The organism is Marinobacter shengliensis, assembly GCF_003007715.1.
Classification (GTDB): domain Bacteria; phylum Pseudomonadota; class Gammaproteobacteria; order Pseudomonadales; family Oleiphilaceae; genus Marinobacter; species Marinobacter shengliensis.
Window position 1 is genome coordinate 655,240 of record NZ_PXNO01000023.1, and the last position, 26,513, is coordinate 681,752.

Genomic DNA, 26,513 nt, shown 5'->3' on the forward strand with positions numbered 1-26,513 from the left:
TATCGGTTTTCTTACATTAAATTAATCGAATGGACTAATTCATGCTTAATTCATTTTGGCAAATTATGGACAAGTCCCGGGGCAAGATCAACGGCCTCGAGGGCGCTGTGTTCCTCGTTGGTGGCCGTCAGCAACCGGCTTGGGGTGTAGCCCTGCACGAACTCCACCGCATCTGAAGCGCTCAGGGGCGGGCACAGCCAGTAGCCCTGGCCGTAATCGCAACCCAGGGTGCGCAGCGTCTTCCATTGGTCCCGGCATTCGATACCTTCCGCCGTTACCGTCAGCCCTGCGGCCTTGGCCTGCTCAATCATCTGCCCCACATGGCGAATGCCGGCAACCGTGTCGAGTTTGGCGGTATCTTCCCGGTCGATCTTCAGTTCCGCCACCGGCAGCGTGCCCAGGCGTTCGTGGTTGTTGAAGCCGGTGCAGAAATCATCCAGCGATACCTGAATACCGTGGCCTGAGAGCGCTTCCAGCGTTTGCGCCGCTGCCAACGGGTTATGGAAAGGCGCGGTTTCGGTCAGCTCAAACATCAGCTTGGGCCGGGGTGATTCTGCCAGCAGCCAGGTAACCGAGCGCAGGAAGTCTTCATCCTGAACGCTCATGGCAGAGACATTCACCGAAATAGGGAAAGGGCTCCAGCAAAGGCGGGTAAGGGCAGACCAGGAACGCCAGGTTCGAAGCGTGCGCTCCAGAACGTGGAGGTCCAGCATCGGGGCCAGCCCGTGCTGTTCCGCCAGGGGCACAAACTGATCCGGTGCCTGCCGGCCAGACACCACCTCTGGCCACCGCACCAGCACCTCAATACCACCCAGCTTGCCATGGCTGAACGCCACCTTGGGCTGAAACACCAGGTCAAAACCCACAGACCGAATAACATCCCGAATCCGTGTTGCAGGATCAATCTTACCGAGCTCAGAAACCGCGCATTCCGGCATGACACACCTTCTTTTTATCGAATGAGGTTGCGTATTCTGACTATACAGGTGCAGAACAGGCCAGGGTTATGGCGTAAATGGCACACGACAGTGGGCGGCTTGGCCAATCAGCCCCGCTGAAATAGAAACCGCTGACGTTATTCCATAAAAATCCACCGAAAAGGATGAAAAACGCAAAAGCATCGTATAGCATAATAAATGCGAACTAAAGCGGGGTTTCCGGCCCCAATCGTAGTCCTCCTCCGAACGCTTTGGTTCGCTCAGTCTCGGAACGCTGCAAAGCTGTACTCCGTAAAGCGTGTTGCCGACCTGACCGAGACTGAAGTCGCTTGTTCTGTTTGCCCGCCACTGCCGCGGGCTTTTTTTTGGTTTTTATGGGTCTGTCCCAAGGGTCTGTCCCCGCATGGGGACTGACCCACCTTTGCCCGTCTATTGCACCAAACAAGAACCCATGGGCAAGGGTCTGTCCCCAAATGCGGACTGCCCCCCTTTTGCCCGTCCCTGCCACCAAACTAGAGCCCATGGGTCCAAAATGGGTCAGTCCCCATACGGGGACAGACCCTTAGATAAGTCGCTGAAAATGTGACCAAGTTACTTGCATTCCGGAATATTTCACAAACTTTAACCCCCAAATCTGTCCACAAAATACTCAGTCAGCCTTTTTGTCACTTGCGTGTAACCCAGCATCCCGTAGAATCGTCACACTTCTGAAATACACCATAAACAACCTGACAAGGATCGCGTTAGGAACTCTCCTCCCGCTTATTTCGTTCTATCCTTGTCTCCAGATAATTAGAATCCTATGACCTCAAAACACTGGGCCCTGGTCGGTGGGGCGGTAGCGTGTTTGACCGTGCACTTCTCTCAGCCAGAGCCACCAACGTCAGCGTTTGGATATAGATGAACGATCTGTCTCGCCCAAAATTTAACGCTCAATCGATCGCCGGTGTGAAACTCAGTAAACCGCGCCACGAATACCCTCTCGCCCCAATGGCGAGTGCGCCCGTCCAGTTAATATTCTGGGGACAATGGTTTATTGCTACTGTTATCCAGGTGGGATTGCTGGTGGCACTAACATTGGATAAGTCCGGTGACGTTTCCTCCGCGTACCGGATCCTGGCTGTTATTTCTGCGCTTCTTGCGGTGCCGCTTTGTGCCTTGTTCCGTTTGTACAGCACCCGCAATGGCTATTTGGTAGGAATTGCCCGATTGGCGGCAGTGTGGGCGACTCTGACTGGCACGCTGATTTTTATTGGATTCGTCACCAAAACGACTGAAGTATATTCACGAGAAGTGGTTCTTCAGTGGATAAGTGGTGGATTTGCCTTACAGGCAGTCGCGTACCTGTCACTGCATAGACTCGCGAGAAAGTTTGAAGATAAGCTGAGTGCGTCAACGGCTTCGATTGTCATTGGTTCTGGCCAACTGGCATTCAATCTGGCCACCAAGCTCCGATACGAGCGCAAAGAACAAATGCTTGGTATTGTTGCGCTCGATGACGATCAGGAATCTGATCTGGCGAAAACAACCTACTTTCCGACACTGGGAGTGGTAAGCCAGCTGCGCGCCTTGCTTCAGGAAAGTAAGGTAGATCGGGTCTACATAGCGCTTCCCGCCAGGGAAACTGATCAGATAGAAGGGCTGTATGTAGATTTGCTGGACGCCAATGTCGACGTCATATGGGTACCTGACTTCGCAAACCTGAAGCTGCTCAATCACAGTATCCACAATCTTGGCGGGCTCGCAGCAATTCATCTTAACGAGAGCCCTCTAACCTCGTATCCAGGCAGTGCTTTGATGAAATCGTTCATGGACCGAACGGTTGCCTTGCTTGGCATCGTTCTGGCCAGCCCGGTTCTTTTGGCTTGCGCAATGGCGGTTAGAATATCCTCCCCAGGCCCGATCCTCTTCAAGCAAAAACGCCATGGTTGGAACGGAAATATTATTAACGTCCTGAAATTTCGTTCGATGAAGGTTCACAATGATGCTCAGGTTAAACAGGCGCAGAAGGAAGACCCGAGAGTAACCAGAGTTGGGCGCTTTCTTCGCCGTTCATCTCTCGATGAATTGCCTCAACTATTCAACGTCTTACGCGGAGACATGTCTTTAGTTGGCCCACGTCCGCATGCTGTAGCTCATAACGACTACTACTCAGATAAGATTCTTGCGTACATGGCTCGTCATCGTATTAAACCCGGTATTACCGGGCTTGCCCAGATCAGCGGTTATCGTGGTGAAACCGATACGATCGATAAAATGCAAAAACGAGTGGAGTTGGACCTGGAATACATCAACCACTGGAGTCTTTGGTTGGATATCAAAATCCTGCTCAAAACACCATTTACGCTGCTGTCTAAGAACATCTATTGAGCACAAGCGGAAAAATTTTAATGAAATCCCTTCGGAACCGTCGTTTAACCGTCTTTGTACCTGCGCTTATAGCGTCATCAGCACTGAATGCCGCACCATGGCTTGAACCGGGCGATTTGAGAGCCAGGCACGCCGTTCAGAAACTGGCAGATCGTGGCCATTACGAGCGGGGTGTAACGACCTGGCCGATTATGTGGAATGACATAGATAGTGGGATAACGACTGGCGTTTCCAGCGACCTTCCCGCTACCGGTTCCCAAAATGCCTATTTGCGTTTCGAACGAACAGAACAGGGGCGCTCCGGGTTCCGCTCAGAAATCATGGTTGGGGGCACTTCTGAGCCTGGTTTTGTGAGAGGTTTCCAACAAAAACCGAGGGAAGAGGGTGAGGTAGCCCTGACGGTTCAGTGGCAAGGTGAATACCTGGCCATGGGATTATCGCCTCAATACGCCGCCAACCCGTCAGATGATAAGGATTTCCGTGCAGACGGCTCCTATGTGGCTGGCGTTGTTGGAAACTGGGTGGTCGGAGTTGGTGCCATTGATCGCTGGTGGGGGCCAGGTTGGCAATCGTCTTTGCTCCTCTCTACAAATGCCAGGCCAATGCCAGCGGTGTTCGTGAACCGAGCCGATACAGCCGCACCAGAGCACCCTTGGCTTAGCTGGATTGGCCCCTGGAATCTCACCGTCTTTGCGGGGCAGATGGAAAAAGAGCGTGTCGTTCCTGAAACACGCCTGGTAGGAATGCGGTTGGCCTTAAGGCCCATAACCGGGCTGGATATAGGCTTCTCGCGGGCTATTATGTTTGGCGGAGAAGGTTATTCTCAGAGCCTCTCTACCTTCTGGGATGCTTTCATCGGTGACGATAACGCCTATGACGGCTCAGACCCGGGTAACCAGTTGGGTGCCATTGATATTCGCTATGGTTTCCCAGTTGGTGAGCAAACCATGAGTTTTTATGTAGAGATGATGGGAGAAGACGAGGCTGGTTACATGCCCTCCCGGAAGTCCTGGTTGTTCGGGACAGATTGGACTACTCAGTTAATGAGCGCTGACCAACAGTGGTTTGTTGAGTATGCCAACACTCTGGCCGACGATCTTTTTGGCAGTACCATTCCCGATTATGCCTACAGTCATGGCCGATACAGAACAGGCTACCAGTACTTGGGCAGAAACATGGCCTCAACATTTGATGGCGATTCGGAAACCCTCACAGTAGGGCTGTTTCATTTCATGAATAATGGCAGCGACCTTAGCTTCTCACTCAGCCACGCCAACCTGAACAAAGATGGCAGAAATCGAGTTGTTCAGCCCGATAACAAGATCGCCTACTTTGTGCCAGATGGCGCGCAAAAAGTTGTTATAGCCAGCGCAGGGTATGGAACAGAATTCATGAACGGTTGGTTGAACCTGAATGTTCAAGCCACGGACAAAAAAATCCGGCTGCTAGGCGGTGAACAAGACCAGTGGTCTGCTGCAGCAAGCTGGACTTACCGCTTTTGATCGACTTCGCACACAAACAAATGGAATCAGCCCAAGTGAATTTGAAAAAGCTGTTACTGGCACTCGCGATACTGTTCCCTTTGGCGGCTGGTGCCCAGGCTCCCAGCCAAGCCCAGATCGAGCAATTCAAGCGTCTACCCCAGGCTCAACAAGAAGCATTGGCACGTCAATATGGTGTGGATCTTGGCAGTCTTACCGGCGCCCAACGCACCACCCAGCGTCCGGAACAGGTCAACGTAGTAGAGCCGGTAACCACCATCACCGATGAAGAACGTGACCGGGCTCGCGAACAAAAAGAACAGCAAGACAAACAAACCGCCAAAAACGGCGGCCTCAAGCCCTACGGATACGACCTCTTCGCTGGCAGCCCCACCACTTTCGCACCGGTCACAGAAATCCCCGTCCCCTCCGATTACACCCTGGGCCCGGGCGACGTACTGCGCATACAAATGTGGGGCAATCAGAACCAGAATCTGGAACTGCCCATCAGCCGCGATGGCACCATCAGCTTCCCGGATTCCGGCCCGGTCACCGTGGCAGGCCTGAGCTTCGACGAAGCCCGCCAACAAATCCGCAAGCGGGTATCTGAACAGTACATCGGCGTAGAAGCCTCCATTACCCTGGGCGAACTGCGCAGCATGCGGGTGTTCGTTCTGGGTGAAGCCCGCAACCCCGGCTCCTACACCGTCAGCTCCCTGTCTACCATCACCAACGCCCTGTATGTCTCCGGCGGGGTAAAGCAGAACGGCTCCCTGCGTAACGTACAACACAAACGCAACGGCAAACTCGTAGGCACCCTGGACCTGTACGACCTGCTCCTCAAAGGCGACAGCAGCGCAGACAACCGCTTGCAGCCGGGCGATGTCATCTTCATCCCACCCGTAGGCAAACGCGCCGGCATAGACGGCGAGGTATACCGCCCGGCACTTTATGAACTCAAAGGAGACAACACCCTGGCCGACCTGGTGCGTATGGCCGGCGGCCTAACCCCGCAAGCCTATCCCCAGCGAGTTAACATCGAGCGTACCAACCAGGATTTCCTGCGCATCATCGCAGAGGCAGACTACACCGCCCAACAGGGCCAGAACACACGCGTACAAGCGGGCGACCGTGTTCGCATACCGTCTATCTCAGACATCACCGGCCAATACGTGGAAGTAAAAGGCGCAGCCACCCGTGTTGGTAAATTCGCCTGGATGCCGGGTATGCGCGTGAGTTCCATAATCCGCAACCTGGATGCCGATCTGCTCCCGGTCGCAGACAAGCAATACGCCGCTGTCGTTCGTACCAACCCCAAAGACGACACCATTTCCGTGCTTAACCTCCGTCTCAGAGAAGCGGTGCGAAGCCCGGGCGGCGAGCACGACCTGGTACTGGAAGAGCGAGACCGCCTGTTCCTGTTTTCAGATGCAGGCAAAGTGGATTTGCAGCAGAAACCAGAAAATGAGAGTGAGAACGGGGCATTAGCTAACGCTGAGAAAGGCGCGTCAGAACAGGGCCCGGAGAACTTCACCCGGGAACGCCTGTTCGCACCGGTTCTCCAGCGCCTGAAAGCCCAGGCCCGGCCCGGTAGCCCCCAACAGACCATCCGCATCAGTGGCCCAGTGCGCTACCCCGGCGAATACCCCATGCCTGCCACCCGTAGCCTGGCGGATGCCGTATTTGTTGCTGGCGGGTTGAAAGATTCCGCCTCTCTATATCAAGCCGAAGTGGCCCGTTACACCACCGATGACGATGGCATCGGCCAGACCAACATCCTCAACGTAAACCTGGCAGACGCCATGGCGGGCAACGCAGACGTCAGCTTGCAAAGCCGCGACACCATCCTGATCAAATCCATCCCGGACTTCGCCAAGACCCGCACCATCACACTGGCCGGTGAAGTGCGCTACCCCGGCGAATACACCTTCCGCGATGGCGAAACCCTGAAAGACGTACTGCAAAGGGCAGGGGGCGTAACTAGCAACGCCTTCCCCCGCGGCGCCGTATTCACCCGTGAAAAACTCCGCCAACTGGAAGCCCAGCGACTGCGTGAAGCCGAAGAACGACTGCAAGGTGATTTGCTTGGCGTGCAGCTGCAAGGCGACAGCTTCGGTGGCCAGAACGCCGAGCGAGTCCAGCAAGTACAAGACCTGCTGGAAGAAGTACAAAGCAGCCGCCCAATTGGCCGAATGGTCATAGACCTGGCCGCTGTCCTGGAAAACGAAAACTACCAGGCCATCCGCCTGCAAGACGGCGACCGGCTAACAGTACCCATCATCCCGCAGTCCGTTTCCGTATTCGGCGAAGTACAATTCCCCACCAGCCACCTGCACCAGGCCGGCCTGACCGTGGATGACTATTTAGAACGCTCCGGCGGCCCAACCCGCCAGGCAGACGAAAGCCGAGTCTACATAGTAAAAGCCGACGGCTCAGTGACACTTCCCCAGCGCAGCCGCTGGTTCGGCGGCAGAAGCCAGCAACTAGAGCCCGGCGATACCGTCATCATGCCGATAGACGTAGACCGCCTGAACCAACTGGAACTCTGGACCAACGTAAGCCAGATCGTCTACCAAATCGCCCTGGGCGCCGCCGCCGTAGGCAACCTGTAAAGCGGCCAAGATCGACGGCTAGCGCCGACGGCCAAGGGTCTGACCCCGAATGGGGTCTGACCCATCAGGCACCCAAGCCAAACCAAGGCACAATACAAGTGGCCGGATTGGCCAGGGTCTGACCCCGAACGGGGTCTGACCCACCAGGCACCCAAGCTAAACCAAGGAACAATATCCGTGGCCGAACAAACCACAACACATTACCCAGACGACGAAATAGACCTCCGAGAACTCTTCGCCACCCTATGGCAAGGAAAATGGCTTATCCTGGGTTTAACATTCGTCTTCGCCGCCGCAGGCATAGCCTACGCCCTATACAAACCCGACATCTACCAGTCAAGCGTCCTCCTGGCCCCAGCCAACGATGAAAGCAAAATGGGTGGTATTAATGGCCAGCTAGGTGGCCTGGCCAGCCTGGCGGGTATCAGCCTGGGTGGAGGAAACTCCAATCGGACTGTTATTGCCAAAGAGGTGCTACAGTCACGGGCCTTCCTCACATCCTTCATCCACCGCCATAACCTGGTGATTCCTTTGCATGCCGTCAAAGGTTGGCGAGAGGAAAGCGATGAATGGATTTACGACACAGATGTCTACAACCCGAATACGGGAGAATGGTTGCCAAACCGGAAAGGTAAGAGCCAGGAGCCCACCAACTGGGATTTGGTAAAGGCCTTCAGAGAAGACCACCTCAGTGTGAGCGAGGCCAAAGACACCGGAATGATAACTGTGAGTGTAAAACACTACTCACCCCGCGCGGCGCAGCAGTGGGCGCAATGGTTGGTGCACGATATTAATGAGCACATGCGAGAACAGGATGTTGAAGAAGCAGAAGCGAGCATTGCCTACCTGGACGCCAAACTCAAGGAAACCAACATCGCCGGCATGCAGCAGGTGTTTTACCAACTCATCGAAAACGAAACCCGCACAGTAATGCTTGCCAATGCTCAACGGGAATATGTGTTCCGTACCGTAGACCCGGCGGTGGTTCCGGAAGAAAAGAGTGAGCCTAAGCGAGCACTCATTTGTGTCATTGCAACGCTTCTTGGCGGCATGGTCGGCGTATTCATTGTGTTTGTCAGGGCGTTTATCGGCAGTGCTGAAAACATGTCGCTCAAGAGGGTAGATGCCAGCAGCCCTGATACGCAATGAAGCAAATTTTTATTCGGCTAACGAATATCGGTCTTCGAGGTACTACGTTAGCAAGTAAATTTTTCCTTATCTTTCTGCTAGCGCGTTACCTTGAGCCTTCAGACCTTGGGTTGTACGGCCTGCTAACAGTCACAATTAGCTATGCCTTGTTTTTCCTCGGCATGGACTTTTATGTATACGCGAACAGAGAGATATTAAAAACCGAGTGGGGATTTAGAGGACGATTGCTGAAGAGCCAGGCAGCTTTATGGGGCTTGCTTTATTCAGTCTTCCTGCCGCTGACTCTAACTCTGTTTGTATTCGAATTATTGCCTTGGCGGTTGTTGCCGTGGTTTCTGTGTTTACTCGTTCTTGAGCACCTAACACAAGAACTTAATCGTCTGTTGGTCATGCTATCCCGGCAACTTGTAGCTAGCTGGATTCTGTTTTTACGGGCCGGAGCCTGGTGCCTGGCTGTGATCGCCCTAATGGGTGTAGAGGTTGAATATCGTTCTCTGGAAACTGTCTTGGCCGCATGGATCGTCGGGGCCTCTTCGGCACTGGTTACAGGCTTTGTGGTGGTTGCCAGAAGTGGCATGGGCGGATGGAGTCATTCCGTAGATTGGCAATGGATACGAAAAGGCATCCGAATAGCACTCCCCATGCTTGTGGCAACACTTGCACTTCGAGCCTTTTATACTGTCGACAAGTATTGGTTCGAAGCACTGGTAGGACTGGATGTACTCGGCGCCTATGTGCTGTTTATAGGTATGTGCAACGCGCTCCTAGGCTTTATGGATGCGGGTGTGTTTACGTTTTTGTATCCATCACTTATCGCGGCCAATGCAGACGATGACGCCAGTACATTTCGTAAAAAATTCCGGCAGATGGTTAAACAAACAACCACCCTTGTACTGGTCTTTTCACTGGTAGCCTGGGTTATTCTTGACCCTTTACTCCGTTGGTTGGGCAGGCCTCTGTATCTTGAATATCAGTATCTTTTTGGCTGGCTATTGTTGGCAAATTCTCTGTTTGTAATGAGTATGGTGCCCCATTACGGCCTCTTTGCACGGGGGCACGATAAGCCTATCATCGTCAGTCATCTAGCCGGGTTAATTGTCTTCATCATAACCACTGCATTGTTTGCTCCGGTTACGCCCGATTTGGCCGTTCCAGTGGGATTAATCGCTGGCTTTGGCTTCATCCTTGTTTGGAAAGGCTTGCAGTTTTACCGATTAACACCCCCCAATTGGCGGTGATACCATTCGTTCATTAAAGTGAAATCTAGAGAAAGTGACTATGCTTGAAAACTCCACCATCCTCGTCACCGGCGGCACAGGTTCCTTCGGCCACAAATTCATTCCAATGACCCTGGAAAAATACAACCCCAAGAAAATCATTGTATTTTCCCGGGATGAAATGAAGCAGTGGGAAATGGCCAAGTTGTTCCAGGGCGACGATCGTCTGCGTTTCTTCATCGGCGATGTGCGTGACAGGGACCGCCTCTACCGGGCACTGGATGGTGTCGATTACGTAGTGCATGCCGCCGCCACCAAAATTGTGCCGACCGCAGAGTACAATCCTTTTGAGTGCGTTAAAACCAACATTCACGGTGCCATGAATCTGATCGATGCCGCCATCGACAAAGGCATCAAAGGTGTAGTGGCGCTGTCTACAGACAAGGCCAGCAGCCCTATCAACCTATACGGAGCCACTAAACTGGCTTCTGATAAACTTTTTGTAGCTGGCAACTCTTACGCTGGCGGGCACAAAACCAAGTTCTCCGTGGTTCGTTACGGCAACGTGATGGGCTCCCGCGGATCGGTCGTCCCGTTCTTCATGTCTGTTAAAGACACGGGTGTTCTTCCTATTACTGACCCACGTATGACCCGGTTCATGATTAGCCTGGAAGAGGGTGTAGAGCTTGTATGGCACGCTTTCGAAGATATGGTTGGTGGTGAGATCTACGTAAAGAAAATTCCTTCCATGAAGGTAACGGATCTGGCTCGAGTGGTTGCGCCAGAGGCAAAGCAGGAAGTAGTCGGCATTCGCCCTGGCGAGAAACTTCACGAGCAGATGATTGGCGCCGAGGACTCCTACTTTACCTATGAGTATCCGGAGCACTTCAAGATCCTGCCCAACATTAATAATTGGGGAAACTGCGAAAGCCGGATCAAAGACGGTAAGAAAGTACCGGAGGGTTTTATCTATTCCAGTGACAACAACACCGAGTGGATGGAAGAAGAAGAGTTAAAAGCCTGGATTGATCGACACTACAACGAAATCGGTAAGATCTGACTATGATTCCCTACGGCAAGCAGGATATCAGCCAGGCCGATATTGACGCGGTGGTGGAGGTGCTGCAGTCAGACTTTCTGACTCAGGGCCCCAAAGTGCCTGATTTCGAGGCCAAGGTGGCGAACCATGTAGGCGCAAAACATGCGTTGGCCGTTAATAGTGCGACCTCGGCATTACACCTCGCCTGTCTCGCTTTGGGCCTGGAGAAGGGAGATTGGCTGTGGACCACGCCGATAACCTTTGTGGCCTCTGCAAATTGTGGCCTGTATTGCGGCGCAAAAGTGGATTTCGTTGACATTGATCCGCAGACGTACAACCTGTGTCCTGAAAAGTTGGCGGAAAAACTGGAACGGGCCAGTCAGGAAAACCGCCTACCCAAAGTGCTCGTAGCAGTTCACCTCTGCGGGCAACCCTGTGAGATGGAATCGATTCACAAGCTTGCCCGGCAGTATGGCGTTCGCATTATAGAAGACGCCTCCCACGCGATTGGCGGCAAGTATCAGGGAGAGTTTATCGGCAATGGCCGCTACAGCGACATCACCATATTCAGCTTTCACCCTGTAAAAATCATCACCACCGCGGAAGGCGGCATGGCGGTCACCAACTCTGATGAGCTGGCAAGCCGCATGAACCTTTTGCGCAGCCATGGCATTACCCGGGACTCGAATTTGATGACCCATGAGCCAGACGGGCCCTGGTACTATCAGCAGATCGAGCTGGGTTTCAATTACCGAATGACCGAACTGCAAGCAGCTCTTGGCGATAGTCAAATGGACCGATTGGATACGTTTGTGGCTCGCCGACACGAACTGGCAAAACGCTACGACCACTTACTGGCCGGTCTACCCGTAACTACGCCCTGGCAGCATCCTGAGAGTTATTCCGGCTTGCACCTGTACGTGATTCGCCTGCACCTGGGAACGATCAACAAAAGCCACCGAGAGGTTTTCGAATCTCTCCGGGAACAGGGCATTGGTGTAAATTTGCATTACATTCCCGTGCATACCCAGCCATATTATGAGGCGATGGGATTCACTGCAGGGGATTTTCCTGAGGCAATGGCGTATTACAGTGAGGCGATCAGCCTGCCAATGTTTCAGGGAATGACGGATGAGCAGCAGGACGAAGTAGTGAGGGTATTGAAGTCGGTCTTGAATATAAAGGAAGAAAAATGAAACGGTTGGCAGTCATTCCAGCCCGTGGGGGGAGTAAACGCATTCCTCGCAAAAATATCAAAGAATTCTGCGGAAAACCCATGATCGCCTGGTCGATCGAAGCTGCTCTTGAATCTAAGTGCTTCGATCATGTGATTGTGTCAACCGATGACCGTGAAATTGCTGAGGTTGCTCAACAATATGGGGCTGAAGTACCTTTTTTCCGGCCCCAGGAACTGGCAGACGATCACACTGCCACAAGACCGGTGATAAACCACGCTATTGAAGAGGCCGCTTCCCGCTGGGGCATGCCCGATTGCGTATGCTGCATTTATGCAACCGCTCCCTTCATACAGGCAGGCGACTTGAGATCGGCTTTTGATATGCTGGACCAAGGCACCGCAAAATTTGTCTTCTCAGCCGGTCGGTTTGCCTACCCCATCCAAAGAGGCTTTCGAGTTAATGACGCCGGTCGAGTCGAACGGCTGTGGCCAGAACATCGATATACAAGGTCGCAGGATCTTGAAGAGGCTTACCATGACGCTGGGCAGTTTTATTGGGGGAGGACTGGAGCCTTTTTGGACTTCGAAGACCCAATGTCTGTCGAGGGGATAGCCTATGTGCTCCCTGGCACCCGGGTTCACGACATAGATACCAAAGAAGATTGGGCCGTCGCTGAGCTGATTTTTAAAGCGCTCGGCCAATGATGAGGGATAGCGAGACGCTTCGGCTGGCACCCACGGTTGCCATCCGCGTGGATAGTGGGCATGAAATCGGGTCTGGCCATGTCCGCCGCTGTATGTCATTGGCAGCCTTCCTGGTGGCGAATGGTTTCAAGCCGGTTTTCATTTGCCGAGAAATAGCAGGCGCCATCACCCACGTCATAGAGCAGGCTGGTTTTGCTCTCGTTCTGCTGCCTGAGAAAGAAAGTTTGGCTTTTAGCGTGTTTCGTTCCGACTTCGCGACAGCCGACTTTGAAAGGATGGCGGGCGATGCTGAGGAAAGCGCGGACACATTTGCTCACCAATATCCGGGAGTACAGATAGCCTGGGTTGTTACCGACCATATGCTGATTCGAAAACCCTGGCAGGTGGCGTTTGCAAGCAAGACGAATTGTAAGGTTTTGGCGATTGACGGTCAGGCAAATTCGGCGCATTACGCAGATGTGTTGCTCGACCCCCAGATACACGAAAACCCCGTAGAAAAGTGGGCAGATCTGCTTCCTCAGCACTGTGTCGTGTTCGCTGGTCCGTCTTGCCTGCCGTTATCCCAAGCATTTGAATCCGCAAGAAATAAAGCCACTGTTAGACAAGGCCCTCCGAATAAGGTCTTGGTGTGTTTTGGTGGAACTGACCCAGAAGATCTTGTCTGCCGCACCGTGAACGCCTCGTTTACTTGGGTAAGCCAGAGTACGAATCCCGGAATTGAAGTTGATGTCGCGGTCCCAGCCAGTCTTCCATCCTTAACCAGACTGGAAGCACTTTTCTTGAACAAGCCAAACTTCCATTTACATGTTGGCTTGAACGACCTTTCACAGCTGATGTTGGATGCGAGCGTCGCAATAGGTGGCGGAGGCATCATGCTATGGGAGCGGTGTTTGCTGGGCCTACCAGCGATAGTAGTGCCTCTGGCCCAGAACCAGGAAAAGCCAATAGAAAGGCTTGAGGCGCAGGGTGCGGTCGTTTCAGTAAAATCACGAGATGGGGGCTATGAATTCGAACTGATTAAAGCCCTGCAAGAGCTTTCCCAAAATCCCGCAGCTTTACGCACGATGTCAAAAAATGCATTCAAGGTCATGTCAGACTGGCCCAAAACGGATGGCTGGTTAAGAGTTATGAAAGGCAGCAAGCATGAGTGAGATTAAAAGAATCGCAATTATTGGTGGCAGCGGTAACGGTCGTGTTATTGCTCAAGTGGTTGAGGATATGGCAAAAGCTGGCCACGATATTGAAGTGGCGGGTTTTCTTAATGATCACGAACCGATAGGAAGTCTTATCGGTGAGTACAAAGTTATAGGGCGCCCCAGTGAATGGAATGCCCTGGATCCAGACGTTAAGATCGTTTTCGCATTACTTACCGTTGGTAAAATGGAGGAGCGGAGTGAGCTTCTGTCTGCGCTAGAGGTTCCTGAAGCCAGACTCGCCACCCTGATTCATCCGACAGCAGTAGTTGGCTCTGGCGTCTCGGTGGGTAAAGGCAGTGTCATATGTTCGCATGTGACGTGCCAGCCTGGTAGCTCTATAGGGAGCAATTCTATCGTGAGAGCAGGAGCGAATCTGGGCCATGACGCTGAAGTGTCGGACTTTGTCGATATCGGGCCGAACTGCACGCTTTGTGGATATTCCAAAGTGGCCAAGGGCGCCCACGTGGCTCCGAATTCCGTGGTTCGAGACAGCGTCTCGGTCGGCGAGTTTGGGGTTTTGAGCGCTGGAAGCGTAGCACTGAAAGACATCGAAGCACGCACTGTCTGGATCGGTAATCCAGCCAGAAGAGTGAAATAATACCCTGAAAATCTCCTTGCATTCGATAGGATAATTAAAATGATAGGAATCAAGAACGTTGCATCCTTCATTCCAGAATATGCTTTGGACAACCTCCAGAGAGTGGAAGCGTTTGGGGAATCATCAGAATTCATCACGAAAAAAATTGGCGCTCTAAAACTACCCCGGAAAGATGACACCGAGGAAACTTCGGATCTAGCTGTTAAGGCAATAGAGCGCCTTATTGAAGCTTCCGAGGGCTTTGAGAAAAGCTCAGTTGATGCACTGATTATAGTCACCCAGAATGGCGACGGTGAGGGGCTACCTCATACATCCGCCATCGTTCAGCAAAAATTGGGGTTGCCGAAAAGTATTGCGGCTTTTGATGTATCCCTTGGATGTTCGGGGTACGTTTATGGGTTGCACATTCTCAAAGGATTTATGGAATCTGCGGGTTTGAAAAATGGAATATTGGTAACCGCTGATCCTTACTCAAAAATTATTGATCCGGATGATAAGAACACGGCTCTGCTTTTTGGTGATGCAGCGACGGCTACCTGGTTGGGCAATTCTCCTGCCTGGAACATTGGTCCTGCCCTTTTTGGAACCGATGGGGAAGGAGAAGGAGCCCTCAAAACAAGTGGCTCTTGTTTAACCATGAATGGTCGGCAGGTTTTTGACTTTGCGGCGAAAAATGTTGCGCCAAACATCAAGGCGCTTCTGGAAAAAGCCGAGCTTGAGGACAGTCAGGTTGATGCCTTCTGCATTCATCAGGGCAGCTATGCCATAGTTGATGCGATTTCCCGAAGGTTTAAAGGAAGTCAGCAAAAATTCATTCGGGATATCGGAAGCACCGGCAATACGGTTTCCTCCAGTATTCCACTGTTGCTAGAGAAGCATGTACTGGGTTCAGATTGTAAGAAAGTTATTATTAGTGGATTTGGCGTAGGATTCTCCTGGGGAACCGCGCTGCTTACCAAAAATACTAATTGAGTCATTAACCATTGTAGCCATTGAAGAGAGGACTTAAATGATTACCGAGCAGCAAGTCAAAGACGCAATTGAAGCCGCAGGAATTGATGTGGATGTGAGCGCAATTGGTCCCAAAGATAACCTTGGAGACCACGGTGTCGATAGCCTGGATTATTTTAATCTGTTCCTTGAGCTTGAGGATATTGGTGGCAAGAAAATCCCGGATGAAGATATCGACAAGATGAAGACGATTGAGGCAATCATCCAGTTCTATGCAGATTGAGCGCAAGATGGAAAAACCAAAGGCGCTAATCGTAGCGGAACTATCCGCTAACCATGGCAACGACCTTGGGTTGGCACTTGAAACCGTCGATGCATTTGCATCGGCGGGAGCCGATGCCATCAAGGTGCAAACCTTCCGGCCAGAATCATTGTGCATGAATATCAACAATGAATTTTTCGGCCCGAGAAAGGCTGGCCTCTGGAAAGGAAAAACCCTTTGGGAAATCTACAGCGAAGGTTCCTTACCCTACGATTGGCACTGGAAGATACAGGAAGCTTGCCAAAAGCGCGGAATTGAATTCTTTTCGTCGCCATTCGATCATGAAGCAGTCGATTTCCTGAGCTCCATGGATGTACCCAGATATAAAATCGCATCAATGGAGATCAACGATCTTCCGCTAATAAGAAAGGCCGCCTCTCAGGGCAAGCCCATGATCATATCAACAGGTCTTGGTGAGATAGCCGATATTCAGAAGGCTGTAGACGCCTGTTTTGAGGTAGGCAATAAAGATGTGACCCTACTGAAATGTACATCCAGCTACCCGGCTCCTCTGAATATCGCCAACCTGAAAACCATTCCGGATATGGCTAATCGCTTTGGCGTATCCGTTGGTGTCTCCGATCATACTCTTGGCTTTATCGTACCCGTGGCTTCAGTGGTGTTAGGCGCCAGCTTTATCGAAAAGCACGTTGTACTGGACAAAAGCCAGGAAACGTTGGATGCAGCCTTTTCGTTGGACCCAACAGAGTTCGCTGAAATGGTCCGGCATGTTCGTGACGCCGAGGAAACCCTGGGTGAGGTTTCATACGATGTAGCCGAAGAGGATAAACTTCGTCGGCGTTCGTTGTTTACGAGCACAGCAATGTCGAAAGGCCAGGTGGTTGCTCAGGAAACGCTTCGCTCTGTGCGGCCTGGACACGGTGTAGAACCCGATGCCATAAGTCAGTTTATTGGCAAACGCGCGATAAGAGATATACCGGCGGGAAGCCCGGCCCGGTTCGAAGATTTCGAATAGAGACATGAGTGAGGTTTGAAGTTGTCTGATTTCACAGCATTACCCGAGTTCAGGTTCAAAGGCGAACGTACCTATATCCACGGTACGGACTTGTTTCAGACTGTGTCAGAATTCATGGAGAGCCGAAAGGCGGGTTACTTAAGGGACATGTCGTTCCGTTCGTTCGGCGATAAGCAATGCGCCATACAGTTTTCTCCTCCTGGCACCTCCAATGCCCAAGTGATCAGCCAAGGTCGCTGGCACGATACTGAGAATGACTCCGATGTTAAATTCTGGGTGACTGAGCAAGGCGATTCTGTATCTGATCGGTATGAGTTTGACGAGGACACTCTTTGCGACGGCGCGCAGATTGGGGAAGAAAAGATTACACGACAGTTTAATTCTGCTTTTTCAATGATAGAGAACCTCGTAGCGCTCACCAAAAAGTTCCACAACACACAGCTTCCTCTCGCCTCAGGAAAGTGGGTGTTTGGTCAAATCATGCTGCAGGAGCGGCTACCTGAGAGGTGTAAATCGATCCAGATTGAGAATTACCAGAACATTACGAATCGTTTCAGCCGTAACCGTATTATTCTTGATGACAAACATGTTGGTGAGATTCGGTTTATTGTTGCTTAATGAATCTTTTCACGGGTCTCCGAGGTGACCAGTATTCGAAGTAAGATGCAAATTTTAGTGGACCAACTTATTCCATTCTCGAACCCCGGCTGTATCTCAGTTTAGACAATCTACCTATAGAATGATCATGGTAGGGACGCTATCTCCGATAAACGTTTAGTCAGCACCGGGTAGATAGCCATTGCAGAAACTCAGTGAGCGATCAAAGTCGTGGCGTGAAAGGTTTCCGTGATGATGTGCTCGCCTGTTCCATTGATTCAGAACTGGAAATTAAAATGAAAGCTATTTTGGTATTGGGCAAGGCCCAAGAAAATTTAGCAAAAAAAATTAAATCAGATAGCAGCGAACCATGTGTCGTTTTTAGTGTCTATGCTACAGACATTGAAGGCGCAATTATTATCGGAAGATTTAATTTCATTTTTAACTATTTGAGTATACTAAGAGGTTTGAGAAAGTGTTTTACCGCTCATTTTCTGGAGCTGTATACGCCGCACTTTGTTAATTTTGTCGCCAATATTTTATATTTCCGTTGTAAAAATGTTCGAGTTTTTTATTTGTACGATGGGATCCTAAATTTTAGGTCTGTGTCTTGGGGGCAGTATAATTTAAAGCGGGCTATCTTCCTAAACAAGCTGAAATCTATTCTTTATTTCCATAGGTTCAAAAAGGTCGGAAAAGTAATAAATGATAAATCAATTGCTAATTTTAAGAACGTAATCGTCCCTTCGAGTATGAGAGAGCAGGGTTTTAGTTTTGATAAGTATACTCTATTTGTTGATGATGACTTGGCTGTAGATGATTATTTAAATTACGGCGTTGCAATGATCTTAGAACCTGCCAATTATGCAAATGGAGATTTAGAAGTTCTAACAAAGAAACTCAAAAACTTTTGCTTGGAAAGATCTGTTAGCCGCGTAATACTGAAAACCCATCCGCGTTGCAAAAAAAGTCTTTTGTCCAATTTTTTTCGAAATAGCTTTGAAGTGGAAAGCTTCGTAGGAGATGTGGATTGCGCGGAAAATATTTTCGTAAAATATCGCCCAGCTTATGTGTTGGGTGATTATAGTAGCGCCATGTTAAATATAAAGTCTTTGCATTCTTCAGCAGAAATATTTAGCTATGGACTGATCAAGAGCGAGGTTCCGACAAACTTAGAAGCCGTCATTGAATTAATGAAGCGGCAAGGGGTGACGTTTTTTGAGAGAACTTGAAATATTGATTTCATGTCTATTTCTTGTGTCATCAATTCTAATGCTCATGCGGCTAAGGGCTTCGTTTTACCTTATTATCTCGTATTATTTGTTGGCTATACACTTGGCCGGAATTTCAGTAATTTACATATCGGCGAATGAAGTATATTTGATTGAGCAGCAAGTTTATTCATTTTATCATAATGGACATGTCTTTCTTTCCGTAATGATATTTGTTTCCTCTCTGGGAGTGCTCTGCTCGGAGAAAATTGACGTTTCTAGGTATGTGGCTCCGAATGTTGGATTTAATACGTGCCAAGTTAACAAGCTCGCCCTCTTTTTTTGCTTTTCCTTTGTTGTGCTTCTATATGTAAATATTTTTATCTCCGATACGCCGCCCTTATTATCGAGCGGATATGTTGATAGATTTGGATACATGGAAAATACCAAGATTTGGTTCTTTCTTAAGATTTTTGGGGTGGTTTCTATTCACATTCCAATTGTCTTAGGATATCTGCTAGCCCATTTGAACCGAAAATATCTTGTGGTGATCGTATTTTTGTTCTATGAGTTGTACTTGGTTTTGATTGGTCAAAAGTTTGGCGGTCCGCTATTGGGTATAATATTCTTTGCTTTGCCAACACTTTCCCTTAGATATTCAAGCTATTCGCTTGGTCATTTTTTGAAGTCCTATTTTTTGAAAGTAATGCTTGCATTTATTTTCCTTATGTCGGTAGTTTACTATCATTATTCGAATTATAGTTTGGCTGAGGACTTTGGCGGTCCTTTTGGCTTAATTCTATACAGAGTTTTCGGAATGCAGGGTCACATGTTTTGGGGGGTTTTAAGTGAAATTTCGTGGATCCATTCCGACCTATTGAATTTTCCACAATTTGTTAATGCAATGCAGAATCTGATGTTGAAGGTTTCTCCGGTCTTGGCTCCTGAAATGATTGAGCGAGGAGTCAACTTTACCTTCGGGTTTTATGCTGCCATTGCCTACTATTTTTCTATTCTGGCTTTTTTTATTGCTTTTTTCTCCTTTATGGTTTTTGGGCTTATCTCAAAATTATGGTTTTTTTCGCTTAAGCAAAAAAGGTTAGTCGGTTATTTTTTTGTCAGTAATGTTTTGGTTATGTTCGCTTCGTTCATTTCTATGGGCTCGCTCGCGTCTATTTTGAACCCAAAATTTTTTGTGTTGATCGTCTTTTTAGGTATGTGGCCAGTACTGGCGGTGGCATTTAGAAAGATTTTTAAAACAATTCATTAGAATTTCGTGGTTCATTCGAAATCGCGATCTTGGAGGTGGCATTTTGGATTGCTGTGTTGTGTTTGGAGGTTCGGGGTTCATTGGTCTTTTTTTCTCTAAATTCATCCTCGAAAATGATGCGATAAGTAAGGTTTACGTGCTCGATAATGAACGCCCAGATCAAAAATTTAGTGCTTATAGGAGAAATTTATTTGAGAAGGAATCCCGCATTGAGTACGTCTACGCAGATGTTCGGAAAAACATACAGTGGAGACCTGATGAAAGAGTGGTGTTGATTGCTAATTTCGCTGCAATTCATCGTGAGCCCGGTCATCAAGATTACGAGTATTTCCAAACTAATCTGCTTGGTGCGGAAAATATATGTGAGTTTGCAGAACAGGTTGAATGTAATAATTTGATCTTTAGCAGCTCCATTTCACCATACGGCCCGGGTGAGGAAGAAAAAACGGAGCAATCTTTACCTGTGCCCGTGACACATTATGGCGCCTCAAAACTAGTAGCAGAAAAGATTCATCTTATTTGGCAAGCTAAAGCTGATCTTGATCGAAAATTGGTCATCGTCCGGCCGGGGGTGGTTTTTGGCCCAGGTGAAGGGGGCAACGTTTCACGTCTCATAAAAGCGGTTTTGGGGCGATACTTTTTTTATATGGCGAATCAAAATACGCGAAAGGCCGGGACGTACGTTAAAGAGCTTTGTAGTGCCATTATTTGGGTACTCGATAACCAAGATAAACATGGTGAGCGTGTCAGCACTTTTAACATGAGTATGAACCCTGGTCCATCGATTAAAGAGTATGTTGATACTATTTGTGCGGTTGCTGGTGTAGAGCGATGGGTTCCTGCTGTCCCCTATAAACCTCTTTTATTTTTTTCCTATTTAATTGAGTTTCTGGCCAAGCCTTTTAGGATTAATCACCCCTTTAGCCCAGTTCGTATTAGAAAGCTTATTCGCTCAAATAATGTTGCTCCTAGGTACCTGGTGGATAAGGGATACCCATATAATTATACACTGCGCACCGCATTTGAAGATTGGAAGAAAGAATGCTCTGAGGAATGGGACTAAAATTCTATGATTGATAATGTATCTAAAGCACTGCGCGTCGCTTGTATTGTTCCTACATATAATGGTAGGGAAGACTTTAAGCGCTTGTTTGATAGTTTGAGCCTGCAGACTGAATGTTTCGATCTTCTGGTAGTTGACTCTAGTTCGACTGATGGAACTAGTGAATTTGCTGAAGCACTGAGGTCTCAAGGAGAGATTAAGCACCTTCTGATAATTCCTGGTGCTGAATTCAACCATGGGGGAACCCGTCAAAAAATGGTTGATGACTTTCCAGAGTATGATGTATACGTTTTTCTTACCCAAGATGCTTATTTAGAGGATAAAGACGCCCTAAAAAGAATACTTTCAGCGTTTAGCGATCCGTTGGTTGCAGCCGTCTGCGGCCGACAACTGCCGCATCACGATGCAAGTCCATTGGCCGAGCATGCGAGGCTGTTTAACTATCCCTCAGTGACGCAGGTTAAATCCAAGGCGGATATTCGACGTCTTGGTATTAAGGCAGCATTTATGTCCAATTCCTTTGCTGCATATAGAGGAGACTTGTTACGAGCAGTCGGAGGGTTCCCAAAACACGTCATATTTGCGGAAGATATGTTTGTTGCAGCGAAGATGCTTCTAGAAGGATTTAAAGTGGTATACGCGGGAGATGCATGCTGCCGTCATTCTCACAATTATACAGCTCTTGAAGAATTCCGCCGATATTTCGATATGGGAGTTTTTCATGCACGCGAGCCTTGGATTCGTGAAGAATTTGGCGGCGCTGGTGGCGAGGGAGTCAAATTTGCGAAGTCTGAGTTAAGGTTTCTGGGGGTGTCGAAAATCTATTTATGGCCGGCAGCATTAATTCGGAATTTACTAAAACTTTTTGCCTATAAGTTTGGGCAGCATGAAGATAAGTTCCCAATAGCTATTAAGAGGAGAATAGGGATGTACAAAGGGTATTGGAATGGTCCCTTTGCGGAGAAGAAAGGATGAGAGTTTTAGTTACAGGGGGTTCAGGCTTTATCGGTTCAGCGGTAATACGGTACTTAAATCAATACACGCAATTCAAATTTGCTAATCTTGATAAGCTTACCTATGCAGGTAACTCAGAGTCCTTGAGCGGTGTTTACTCTTCGTCACGCTACTACTTTTATAAAGCTGATATATGCAATTCCGAGTTTCTCGAGCACGTTTTGCGCGAATTCCGTCCAACTCATGTTATGCATTTGGCAGCTGAGAGTCATGTTGACCGCTCTATTGATGGTCCCTCTGATTTTATCCAAACTAACATAATCGGTACATTCACGTTACTCGAGGCCGCTCGTCGTTATTGGCTAACCCTTGGCGAACCTGAAAAGACAGACTTTCGTTTCCATCATATCTCTACAGACGAAGTATATGGAGATCTGGTTGGTTCGAAGGATTTATTCAGCGAAAAAACGGCGTATGCGCCAAGTTCCCCTTACTCTGCCTCTAAAGCTAGCTCGGATCACTTGGTTAGAGCGTGGCACAGAACCTACGGTTTGCCAGTTGTGATTACTAATTGCTCTAACAACTATGGACCTTACCACTTTCCGGAAAAGCTTATTCCGCACATGATTTTAAATGCTTTGTCCGGTCGGCCGCTGCCGGTTTATGGGGATGGCTCGCAGGTTCGAGATTGGCTCTATGTTGAAGACCACGCTAGGGCCTTGGTTAAAGTTGCCTCTGAAGGCCGGGTTGGCGAGACATATAATATCGGCGGCCATAACGAAAAGAGAAATTTGGAAGTTGTGGAAACCATTTGTGATTTGTTGCAGGAAATGGCTCCTCCGGGTAGCTACCAGCACCTTAAGTGGCGTCCCACGTCTCAGGTGGCCCATTACAGGAATTTGATTACCTTCGTGGAGGACAGGCCCGGGCACGATGCGCGGTATGCAATTGATGCCAGTAAAATCCAGCGGGAACTCGGTTGGGTGCCGGAAGAATCTTTTGAAACCGGTATTCGAAAAACGGTGCAGTGGTATCTGGATAACCCGGATTGGTGGCAGAGGGTATTGAGTGGTGAGTATCAACTAGGACGTCTGGGAGAGAAAGCATGAAAGGGATAGTTCTAGCAGGCGGTTCAGGCTCTCGGTTGCACCCCATTACTCGCGGTGTTTCGAAACAACTGCTTCCGGTTTACGACAAGCCCATGATCTATTATCCGCTATCGGTTTTGATGCTGGCGGGAATTCGAGAAATCCTGGTCATTTCTACTCCTGAGGATCTGCCCAATTTTTCCAAGCTGTTGGGTGATGGCTCTGAGTTCGGTATTTCCCTGAGTTACGCCGAACAGTCGTCTCCTGACGGGCTCGCTCAGGCATTTGTTATAGCCGAGGAGTTTATAGGCAATGACAGTGTTTGTTTGATCCTTGGCGACAATATTTTTCATGGGTTTGGTTTCAGTCACATGTTGCGTGAGGCGGCAAGTCGCGAATCCGGAGCTACGGTATTCGGTTACCATGTAACTGATCCTGAACGCTTCGGGGTAGTGGAGTTTGATGACAGTGGTACGGCATTGTCGATTGAGGAAAAGCCACAGCGGCCAAAGTCGAATTACGCGGTTACAGGTCTCTATTTTTACGATAACGATGTTGTAGCTATTGCCAAGCAAGTACGTCCTTCCAGTCGTGGTGAGTTTGAGATCACCGATGTAAATAATGTATATCTCGAGCGCGGAGATTTGAATGTGAGCGTGCTTGGTCGCGGCTTCGCCTGGCTGGATACTGGCACCCATGATTCTCTAATGGAGGCGGGCCATTTTGTGCAGACAGTTGAACACCGTCAGGGGCTGAAGATTGCGTGCCTGGAGGAAATTGCGTTTCGCAACGGCTGGCTGCCTAAGAGTTGGCTTGCTCAGCAAGGACACAGATTGGCCAAAACTGGTTACGGACAGTATCTCTTGAGGTTGGCAGAGGAGCGAATATGAAAGTTATTCCCACAAGCCTGAAGGACTGTGTGGTGATAGAGCCCCGGGTGTTTGGAGACCATCGGGGCTTTTTTCTTGAGACTTTTCAGGCGGAGCGATACGCCAAGGAGGCAAATATCAGTTTGCCGTTTGTGCAAGATAATCACTCCCGATCTGGTAAGGGCGTTTTACGTGGCTTGCACTTTCAAATCACGAAGCCTCAGGGAAAGCTGGTGAGGGTGGTGAGTGGTGAAGTATTTGATGTCGCAGTAGACCTTCGCCGTGATTCGCCCACCTTTGGCCAGTGGGAAGGTGTTTATCTGAGTGGTGATAACAAGCGCCAGTTCTGGGTGCCTCCTGGCTTCGCCCATGGCTTTATTGTTGTCAGTGAGATTGCAGACTTTGAGTACAAATGCACCGATTACTATGACCCGACAGATGAAGGCGCGATTGCATGGGATGATCCAGATATAGGGATAAAATGGCCTATGGATCTTGAGCTCAAGCTATCTGAGAAAGATGCGAAGGCCCCTAGTTTTCGGGAGTTTTGTAGTTCATGAGAGTTTTGATAACGGGTGCGTGCGGGCAGTTGGGAAAGTGTTTGCAAGATAGTTTTAAAGAATCTGGCCATGAGGTTATTGCCGCAGGCCGAAGTGATCTCGATATTACAAATTCCGATTTAGTTGAGAGCTTTGTTCTTGCTCATGAGCCCGACGCAATAATTAACGCTGCGGCTTATACTTCGGTTGATAAAGCGGAAGTAGAACCGGATCTAGCGTTCAAAGTGAACGCAGAGGCTGTCGCTAATTTAGCTTCGGCGGTCAATAAGATTGGCGCTTTTCTGATTCATGTGTCCACGGATTATGTATTCGATGGCGCATCAACTCGCCCCTATCGAGAGATTGATTCCGTCAATCCGATGGGCGTTTATGGAAAATCCAAGTTGGCCGGTGAGAAAGAAGCGGAGAAGGCGAAGCGCTATGTCATCGTCCGCGCAGCTTGGATTTTTAGTGAGTACGGTAGTAATTTCCTGAAGACAATGGTGAGGCTAGGGAATGAGCGCGACAGTCTGGCAATTGTGAAAGATCAGATCGGAACGCCTACCTATGCCGGGGATCTGGCCGCGGCGTTGCGGGCTGTCGCGGAAAACCCACCTCTGAGCGGCACTTACCATTTTTCTGGAGGTAAACACTGCAGTTGGTATGAGTTTGCCCGGAAAATTTTCGAGACCTGCGTTGATCTAAAGGCTGACTTTCAGATCCCAGTGTTAGACCCAATACCCACCTCTGATTTCCCAACGCCTGCAAAGCGTCCCGCTTTTTCTGTTCTCGATGGAGGGCTGCTTGAGGCGAGGGTGGGAATTCGAGAAGGAAGCTGGTGCGGCGCTCTAAGAGCTGTTTGTAGCAAAGTACTTCAGACGGACGACTCCGCGGTGCAATAACATTGCAGTGCGTGAGAGGCGAACCTGTCCAAAGGTGACGTTACGTGATGGTTACTGAAATAATCAGGCGCTTGGCGTAAACTTGCGCCAATCTCCGAGCAAGCGGGCTTTCGTGCGGAGCGAAGGCCCGTTTCTGTTTTGTTGTTTGTAAAATTTCTAGGGTCGCACAATGAAGAAGGCGTTGATTACCGGTGTTACCGGCCAGGATGGTTCCTACCTCGCAGAGTTTTTGCTGGAAAAGGGCTACGAGGTTCACGGTATCAAGCGCAGGGCCTCGTTGTTTAATACCCAGCGTGTAGACCATATCTATCAAGATCCCCACACTGATAATCAACGATTTGTGTTGCATTACGGTGACCTGACGGATTCTTCCAACCTCACGAGGATTTTGCAGGAAGTCCAGCCAGACGAGGTGTATAACCTGGGGGCGCAGTCCCACGTGGCGGTAAGTTTTGAGTCGCCGGAATACACCGCAGATGTGGATGCCATGGGTACCTTGCGCCTGTTAGAGGCAATTCGTTTGCTGGGGTTGGAGAAGAAAACTCGCTTTTATCAGGCTTCCACCTCTGAGCTTTACGGCCTGGTGCAGGAAATTCCCCAAAAAGAAACCACACCGTTCTATCCCCGCTCCCCCTATGCCGTTGCCAAACTCTACGCCTATTGGATTACCGTGAATTATCGGGAAGCCTACGGTATGTACGCCTGTAATGGCGTACTGTTTAATCATGAATCACCGCGGCGCGGTGAAACCTTTGTTACCCGGAAGATCACCCGCGGCCTGGCCAATATTGCCCAGGGGCTGGAGAGCTGCTTGTACATGGGTAATCTGGATGCGCTTCGGGATTGGGGGCATGCAAAGGATTACGTGCGCATGCAGTGGATGATGCTGCAGCAGGATCAGCCGGAAGATTTTGTTATCGCGACCGGCGTTCAGTATTCGGTTCGGGAGTTTATCCAGTGGTCTGCGGCTGAGTTGGGTATTGACCTTCGTTTTGACGGTGAAGGCGTAGAGGAAACAGCAACGGTTGTGTCTGTCTCCGGTGATTCTGCGCCGGCGGTTAACCCAGGAGACGTAGTGGTTCGGGTAGACCCCCGTTATTTCCGCCCCGCTGAGGTGGAAACCTTGCTTGGGGATCCAACCAAGGCGAAGGAAACGCTTGGCTGGGTGCCAGAGATCACGGTTCAGGAGATGTGTGCCGAGATGGTTCAGGAGGACCTGCAAGCGGCTAGGCGCCACGCACTGCTCAAGGCCCATGGCCATGACGTGCCGGTATCGGTGGAGAACTGAG

The 26,513-nt window shown here is 49.7% G+C and carries 24 protein-coding genes; 23 read left to right on the forward strand and 1 reads right to left on the reverse strand.

The annotated features are described in order from the left end of the window. Positions 1-50: 50 nt before the first annotated feature. Positions 51-938 carry an EAL domain-containing protein gene (locus tag C7H10_RS12280; RefSeq protein WP_106695083.1) on the reverse strand — a complete coding sequence of 296 codons (888 nt, stop codon included), beginning with the start codon at positions 936-938 and terminating at the stop codon, positions 51-53. A gap of 990 nt (positions 939-1,928) precedes the next feature. On the opposite strand from C7H10_RS12280, the gene C7H10_RS12285 reads away from it, so the two are divergent. The 23 genes from C7H10_RS12285 to gmd all read left to right on the forward strand — a co-directional run bounded on the left by C7H10_RS12285 (position 1,929) and on the right by gmd (position 26,512). After that, a complete protein-coding gene (locus C7H10_RS12285; RefSeq protein WP_106695183.1) occupies positions 1,929-3,308 on the forward strand; it encodes an undecaprenyl-phosphate glucose phosphotransferase in 1,380 nt (459 codons plus the stop codon). Further along, positions 3,305-4,810: a capsule assembly Wzi family protein gene (locus tag C7H10_RS12290; RefSeq protein ID WP_244178273.1), complete on the forward strand. Its 1,506-nt coding sequence runs from the start codon at positions 3,305-3,307 to the stop codon at positions 4,808-4,810. Before C7H10_RS12285 ends, C7H10_RS12290 begins: the two co-directional genes overlap by 4 nt. A 35-nt stretch (positions 4,811-4,845) precedes the next feature. Continuing rightward, positions 4,846-7,401: an SLBB domain-containing protein gene (locus tag C7H10_RS12295; RefSeq protein ID WP_106695184.1), complete on the forward strand. Its 2,556-nt coding sequence runs from the start codon at positions 4,846-4,848 to the stop codon at positions 7,399-7,401. A gap of 177 nt (positions 7,402-7,578) precedes the next feature. Continuing rightward, a complete protein-coding gene (locus C7H10_RS12300) occupies positions 7,579-8,550 on the forward strand; it encodes a Wzz/FepE/Etk N-terminal domain-containing protein (protein WP_106695085.1) in 972 nt (323 codons plus the stop codon). Next, positions 8,547-9,788, forward strand: coding sequence for a lipopolysaccharide biosynthesis protein (locus C7H10_RS12305; RefSeq protein ID WP_106695086.1), 1,242 nt, complete (start codon positions 8,547-8,549; stop codon positions 9,786-9,788). Before C7H10_RS12300 ends, C7H10_RS12305 begins: the two co-directional genes overlap by 4 nt. A gap of 40 nt (positions 9,789-9,828) precedes the next feature. After that, positions 9,829-10,827, forward strand: coding sequence for a UDP-N-acetylglucosamine 4,6-dehydratase (inverting) (pseB, locus tag C7H10_RS12310; RefSeq protein WP_106695087.1), 999 nt, complete (start codon positions 9,829-9,831; stop codon positions 10,825-10,827). A gap of 2 nt (positions 10,828-10,829) precedes the next feature. Continuing rightward, positions 10,830-12,002: a UDP-4-amino-4,6-dideoxy-N-acetyl-beta-L-altrosamine transaminase gene (pseC, locus tag C7H10_RS12315; protein ID WP_106695088.1), complete on the forward strand. Its 1,173-nt coding sequence runs from the start codon at positions 10,830-10,832 to the stop codon at positions 12,000-12,002. Next, complete coding sequence (pseF, locus tag C7H10_RS12320; protein WP_106695089.1) at positions 11,999-12,688, forward strand: pseudaminic acid cytidylyltransferase; 690 nt, start codon at positions 11,999-12,001, stop codon at positions 12,686-12,688. The genes pseC and pseF overlap by 4 nt, the downstream gene beginning before the upstream one ends. Beyond that, a complete protein-coding gene (gene pseG / locus C7H10_RS12325) occupies positions 12,685-13,839 on the forward strand; it encodes a UDP-2,4-diacetamido-2,4,6-trideoxy-beta-L-altropyranose hydrolase (protein ID WP_106695090.1) in 1,155 nt (384 codons plus the stop codon). The genes pseF and pseG overlap by 4 nt, the downstream gene beginning before the upstream one ends. Next, the gene (locus C7H10_RS12330) at positions 13,832-14,482 is read left to right on the forward strand and encodes a PglD-related sugar-binding protein (RefSeq protein ID WP_106695091.1); all 651 of its coding nucleotides are present in this window, start codon (positions 13,832-13,834) and stop codon (positions 14,480-14,482) included. Before pseG ends, C7H10_RS12330 begins: the two co-directional genes overlap by 8 nt. A 39-nt stretch (positions 14,483-14,521) precedes the next feature. Next, positions 14,522-15,454, forward strand: coding sequence for a ketoacyl-ACP synthase III (locus C7H10_RS12335; RefSeq protein ID WP_106695092.1), 933 nt, complete (start codon positions 14,522-14,524; stop codon positions 15,452-15,454). Positions 15,455-15,491: 37 nt separating this feature from the next. After that, positions 15,492-15,716: an acyl carrier protein gene (locus C7H10_RS12340; protein ID WP_106695093.1), complete on the forward strand. Its 225-nt coding sequence runs from the start codon at positions 15,492-15,494 to the stop codon at positions 15,714-15,716. Between the two features lie 7 nt (positions 15,717-15,723). Further along, on the forward strand, positions 15,724-16,731 hold the full coding sequence (pseI, locus tag C7H10_RS12345) for a pseudaminic acid synthase (protein ID WP_106695185.1): 1,008 nt from the start codon (positions 15,724-15,726) through the stop codon (positions 16,729-16,731). Between the two features lie 15 nt (positions 16,732-16,746). Next, positions 16,747-17,349 carry a hypothetical protein gene (locus tag C7H10_RS12350; RefSeq protein ID WP_106695094.1) on the forward strand — a complete coding sequence of 201 codons (603 nt, stop codon included), beginning with the start codon at positions 16,747-16,749 and terminating at the stop codon, positions 17,347-17,349. Positions 17,350-17,543: 194 nt separating this feature from the next. After that, positions 17,544-18,560, forward strand: coding sequence for a polysialyltransferase family glycosyltransferase (locus C7H10_RS12355; RefSeq protein WP_146136811.1), 1,017 nt, complete (start codon positions 17,544-17,546; stop codon positions 18,558-18,560). Between the two features lie 148 nt (positions 18,561-18,708). After that, positions 18,709-19,809 (forward strand): DUF6418 domain-containing protein, encoded by a 1,101-nt coding sequence (locus C7H10_RS12360; protein ID WP_146136812.1) that lies wholly within the window; start codon positions 18,709-18,711, stop codon positions 19,807-19,809. A 58-nt stretch (positions 19,810-19,867) separates the two neighbouring features. Next, positions 19,868-20,872 (forward strand): NAD-dependent epimerase/dehydratase family protein, encoded by a 1,005-nt coding sequence (locus C7H10_RS12365; protein WP_167392901.1) that lies wholly within the window; start codon positions 19,868-19,870, stop codon positions 20,870-20,872. A 6-nt stretch (positions 20,873-20,878) separates the two neighbouring features. Further along, positions 20,879-21,847, forward strand: a complete 969-nt coding sequence (locus C7H10_RS12370; RefSeq protein ID WP_106695098.1) for a glycosyltransferase family 2 protein — start codon at positions 20,879-20,881, stop codon at positions 21,845-21,847. Beyond that, the gene (gene rfbB / locus C7H10_RS12375; RefSeq protein WP_106695099.1) at positions 21,844-22,935 is read left to right on the forward strand and encodes a dTDP-glucose 4,6-dehydratase; all 1,092 of its coding nucleotides are present in this window, start codon (positions 21,844-21,846) and stop codon (positions 22,933-22,935) included. The genes C7H10_RS12370 and rfbB overlap by 4 nt, the downstream gene beginning before the upstream one ends. Then, entirely contained in the window at positions 22,932-23,804 is an 873-nt protein-coding gene (gene rfbA, locus C7H10_RS12380) for a glucose-1-phosphate thymidylyltransferase RfbA (RefSeq protein WP_106695100.1), read from the forward strand. The genes rfbB and rfbA overlap by 4 nt, the downstream gene beginning before the upstream one ends. Then, the gene (gene rfbC / locus C7H10_RS12385) at positions 23,801-24,343 is read left to right on the forward strand and encodes a dTDP-4-dehydrorhamnose 3,5-epimerase (RefSeq protein WP_106695101.1); all 543 of its coding nucleotides are present in this window, start codon (positions 23,801-23,803) and stop codon (positions 24,341-24,343) included. Before rfbA ends, rfbC begins: the two co-directional genes overlap by 4 nt. Beyond that, positions 24,340-25,224 carry a dTDP-4-dehydrorhamnose reductase gene (gene rfbD / locus C7H10_RS12390; RefSeq protein WP_106695102.1) on the forward strand — a complete coding sequence of 295 codons (885 nt, stop codon included), beginning with the start codon at positions 24,340-24,342 and terminating at the stop codon, positions 25,222-25,224. The genes rfbC and rfbD overlap by 4 nt, the downstream gene beginning before the upstream one ends. A gap of 169 nt (positions 25,225-25,393) precedes the next feature. Further along, entirely contained in the window at positions 25,394-26,512 is a 1,119-nt protein-coding gene (gmd, locus tag C7H10_RS12395) for a GDP-mannose 4,6-dehydratase (RefSeq protein WP_106695103.1), read from the forward strand. Position 26,513: the final 1 nt, after the last annotated feature.

What these genes read in the sequence shown, in the direction of transcription:
- pseF (WP_106695089.1), top strand. Translation starts at nt 11,999, where the DNA reads ATGAAACGGTTGGCAGTCATTCCAGCCCGTGGGGGGAGTAAACGCATT.
- C7H10_RS12305 (WP_106695086.1), top strand. Translation starts at nt 8,547, where the DNA reads ATGAAGCAAATTTTTATTCGGCTAACGAATATCGGTCTTCGAGGTACT.
- pseB (WP_106695087.1), top strand. Translation starts at nt 9,829, where the DNA reads ATGCTTGAAAACTCCACCATCCTCGTCACCGGCGGCACAGGTTCCTTC.
- pseC (WP_106695088.1), top strand. Translation starts at nt 10,830, where the DNA reads ATGATTCCCTACGGCAAGCAGGATATCAGCCAGGCCGATATTGACGCG.
- gmd (WP_106695103.1), top strand. Translation starts at nt 25,394, where the DNA reads ATGAAGAAGGCGTTGATTACCGGTGTTACCGGCCAGGATGGTTCCTAC.
- C7H10_RS12370 (WP_106695098.1), top strand. Translation starts at nt 20,879, where the DNA reads ATGATTGATAATGTATCTAAAGCACTGCGCGTCGCTTGTATTGTTCCT.
- rfbD (WP_106695102.1), top strand. Translation starts at nt 24,340, where the DNA reads ATGAGAGTTTTGATAACGGGTGCGTGCGGGCAGTTGGGAAAGTGTTTG.
- rfbC (WP_106695101.1), top strand. Translation starts at nt 23,801, where the DNA reads ATGAAAGTTATTCCCACAAGCCTGAAGGACTGTGTGGTGATAGAGCCC.
- rfbB (WP_106695099.1), top strand. Translation starts at nt 21,844, where the DNA reads ATGAGAGTTTTAGTTACAGGGGGTTCAGGCTTTATCGGTTCAGCGGTA.
- rfbA (WP_106695100.1), top strand. Translation starts at nt 22,932, where the DNA reads ATGAAAGGGATAGTTCTAGCAGGCGGTTCAGGCTCTCGGTTGCACCCC.
- C7H10_RS12335 (WP_106695092.1), top strand. Translation starts at nt 14,522, where the DNA reads ATGATAGGAATCAAGAACGTTGCATCCTTCATTCCAGAATATGCTTTG.
- C7H10_RS12340 (WP_106695093.1), top strand. Translation starts at nt 15,492, where the DNA reads ATGATTACCGAGCAGCAAGTCAAAGACGCAATTGAAGCCGCAGGAATT.
- pseG (WP_106695090.1), top strand. Translation starts at nt 12,685, where the DNA reads ATGATGAGGGATAGCGAGACGCTTCGGCTGGCACCCACGGTTGCCATC.
- pseI (WP_106695185.1), top strand. Translation starts at nt 15,724, where the DNA reads ATGGAAAAACCAAAGGCGCTAATCGTAGCGGAACTATCCGCTAACCAT.
- C7H10_RS12280 (WP_106695083.1), bottom strand. Translation starts at nt 938, where the DNA reads ATGCCGGAATGCGCGGTTTCTGAGCTCGGTAAGATTGATCCTGCAACA.
- C7H10_RS12330 (WP_106695091.1), top strand. Translation starts at nt 13,832, where the DNA reads ATGAGTGAGATTAAAAGAATCGCAATTATTGGTGGCAGCGGTAACGGT.
- C7H10_RS12285 (WP_106695183.1), top strand. Translation starts at nt 1,929, where the DNA reads ATGGCGAGTGCGCCCGTCCAGTTAATATTCTGGGGACAATGGTTTATT.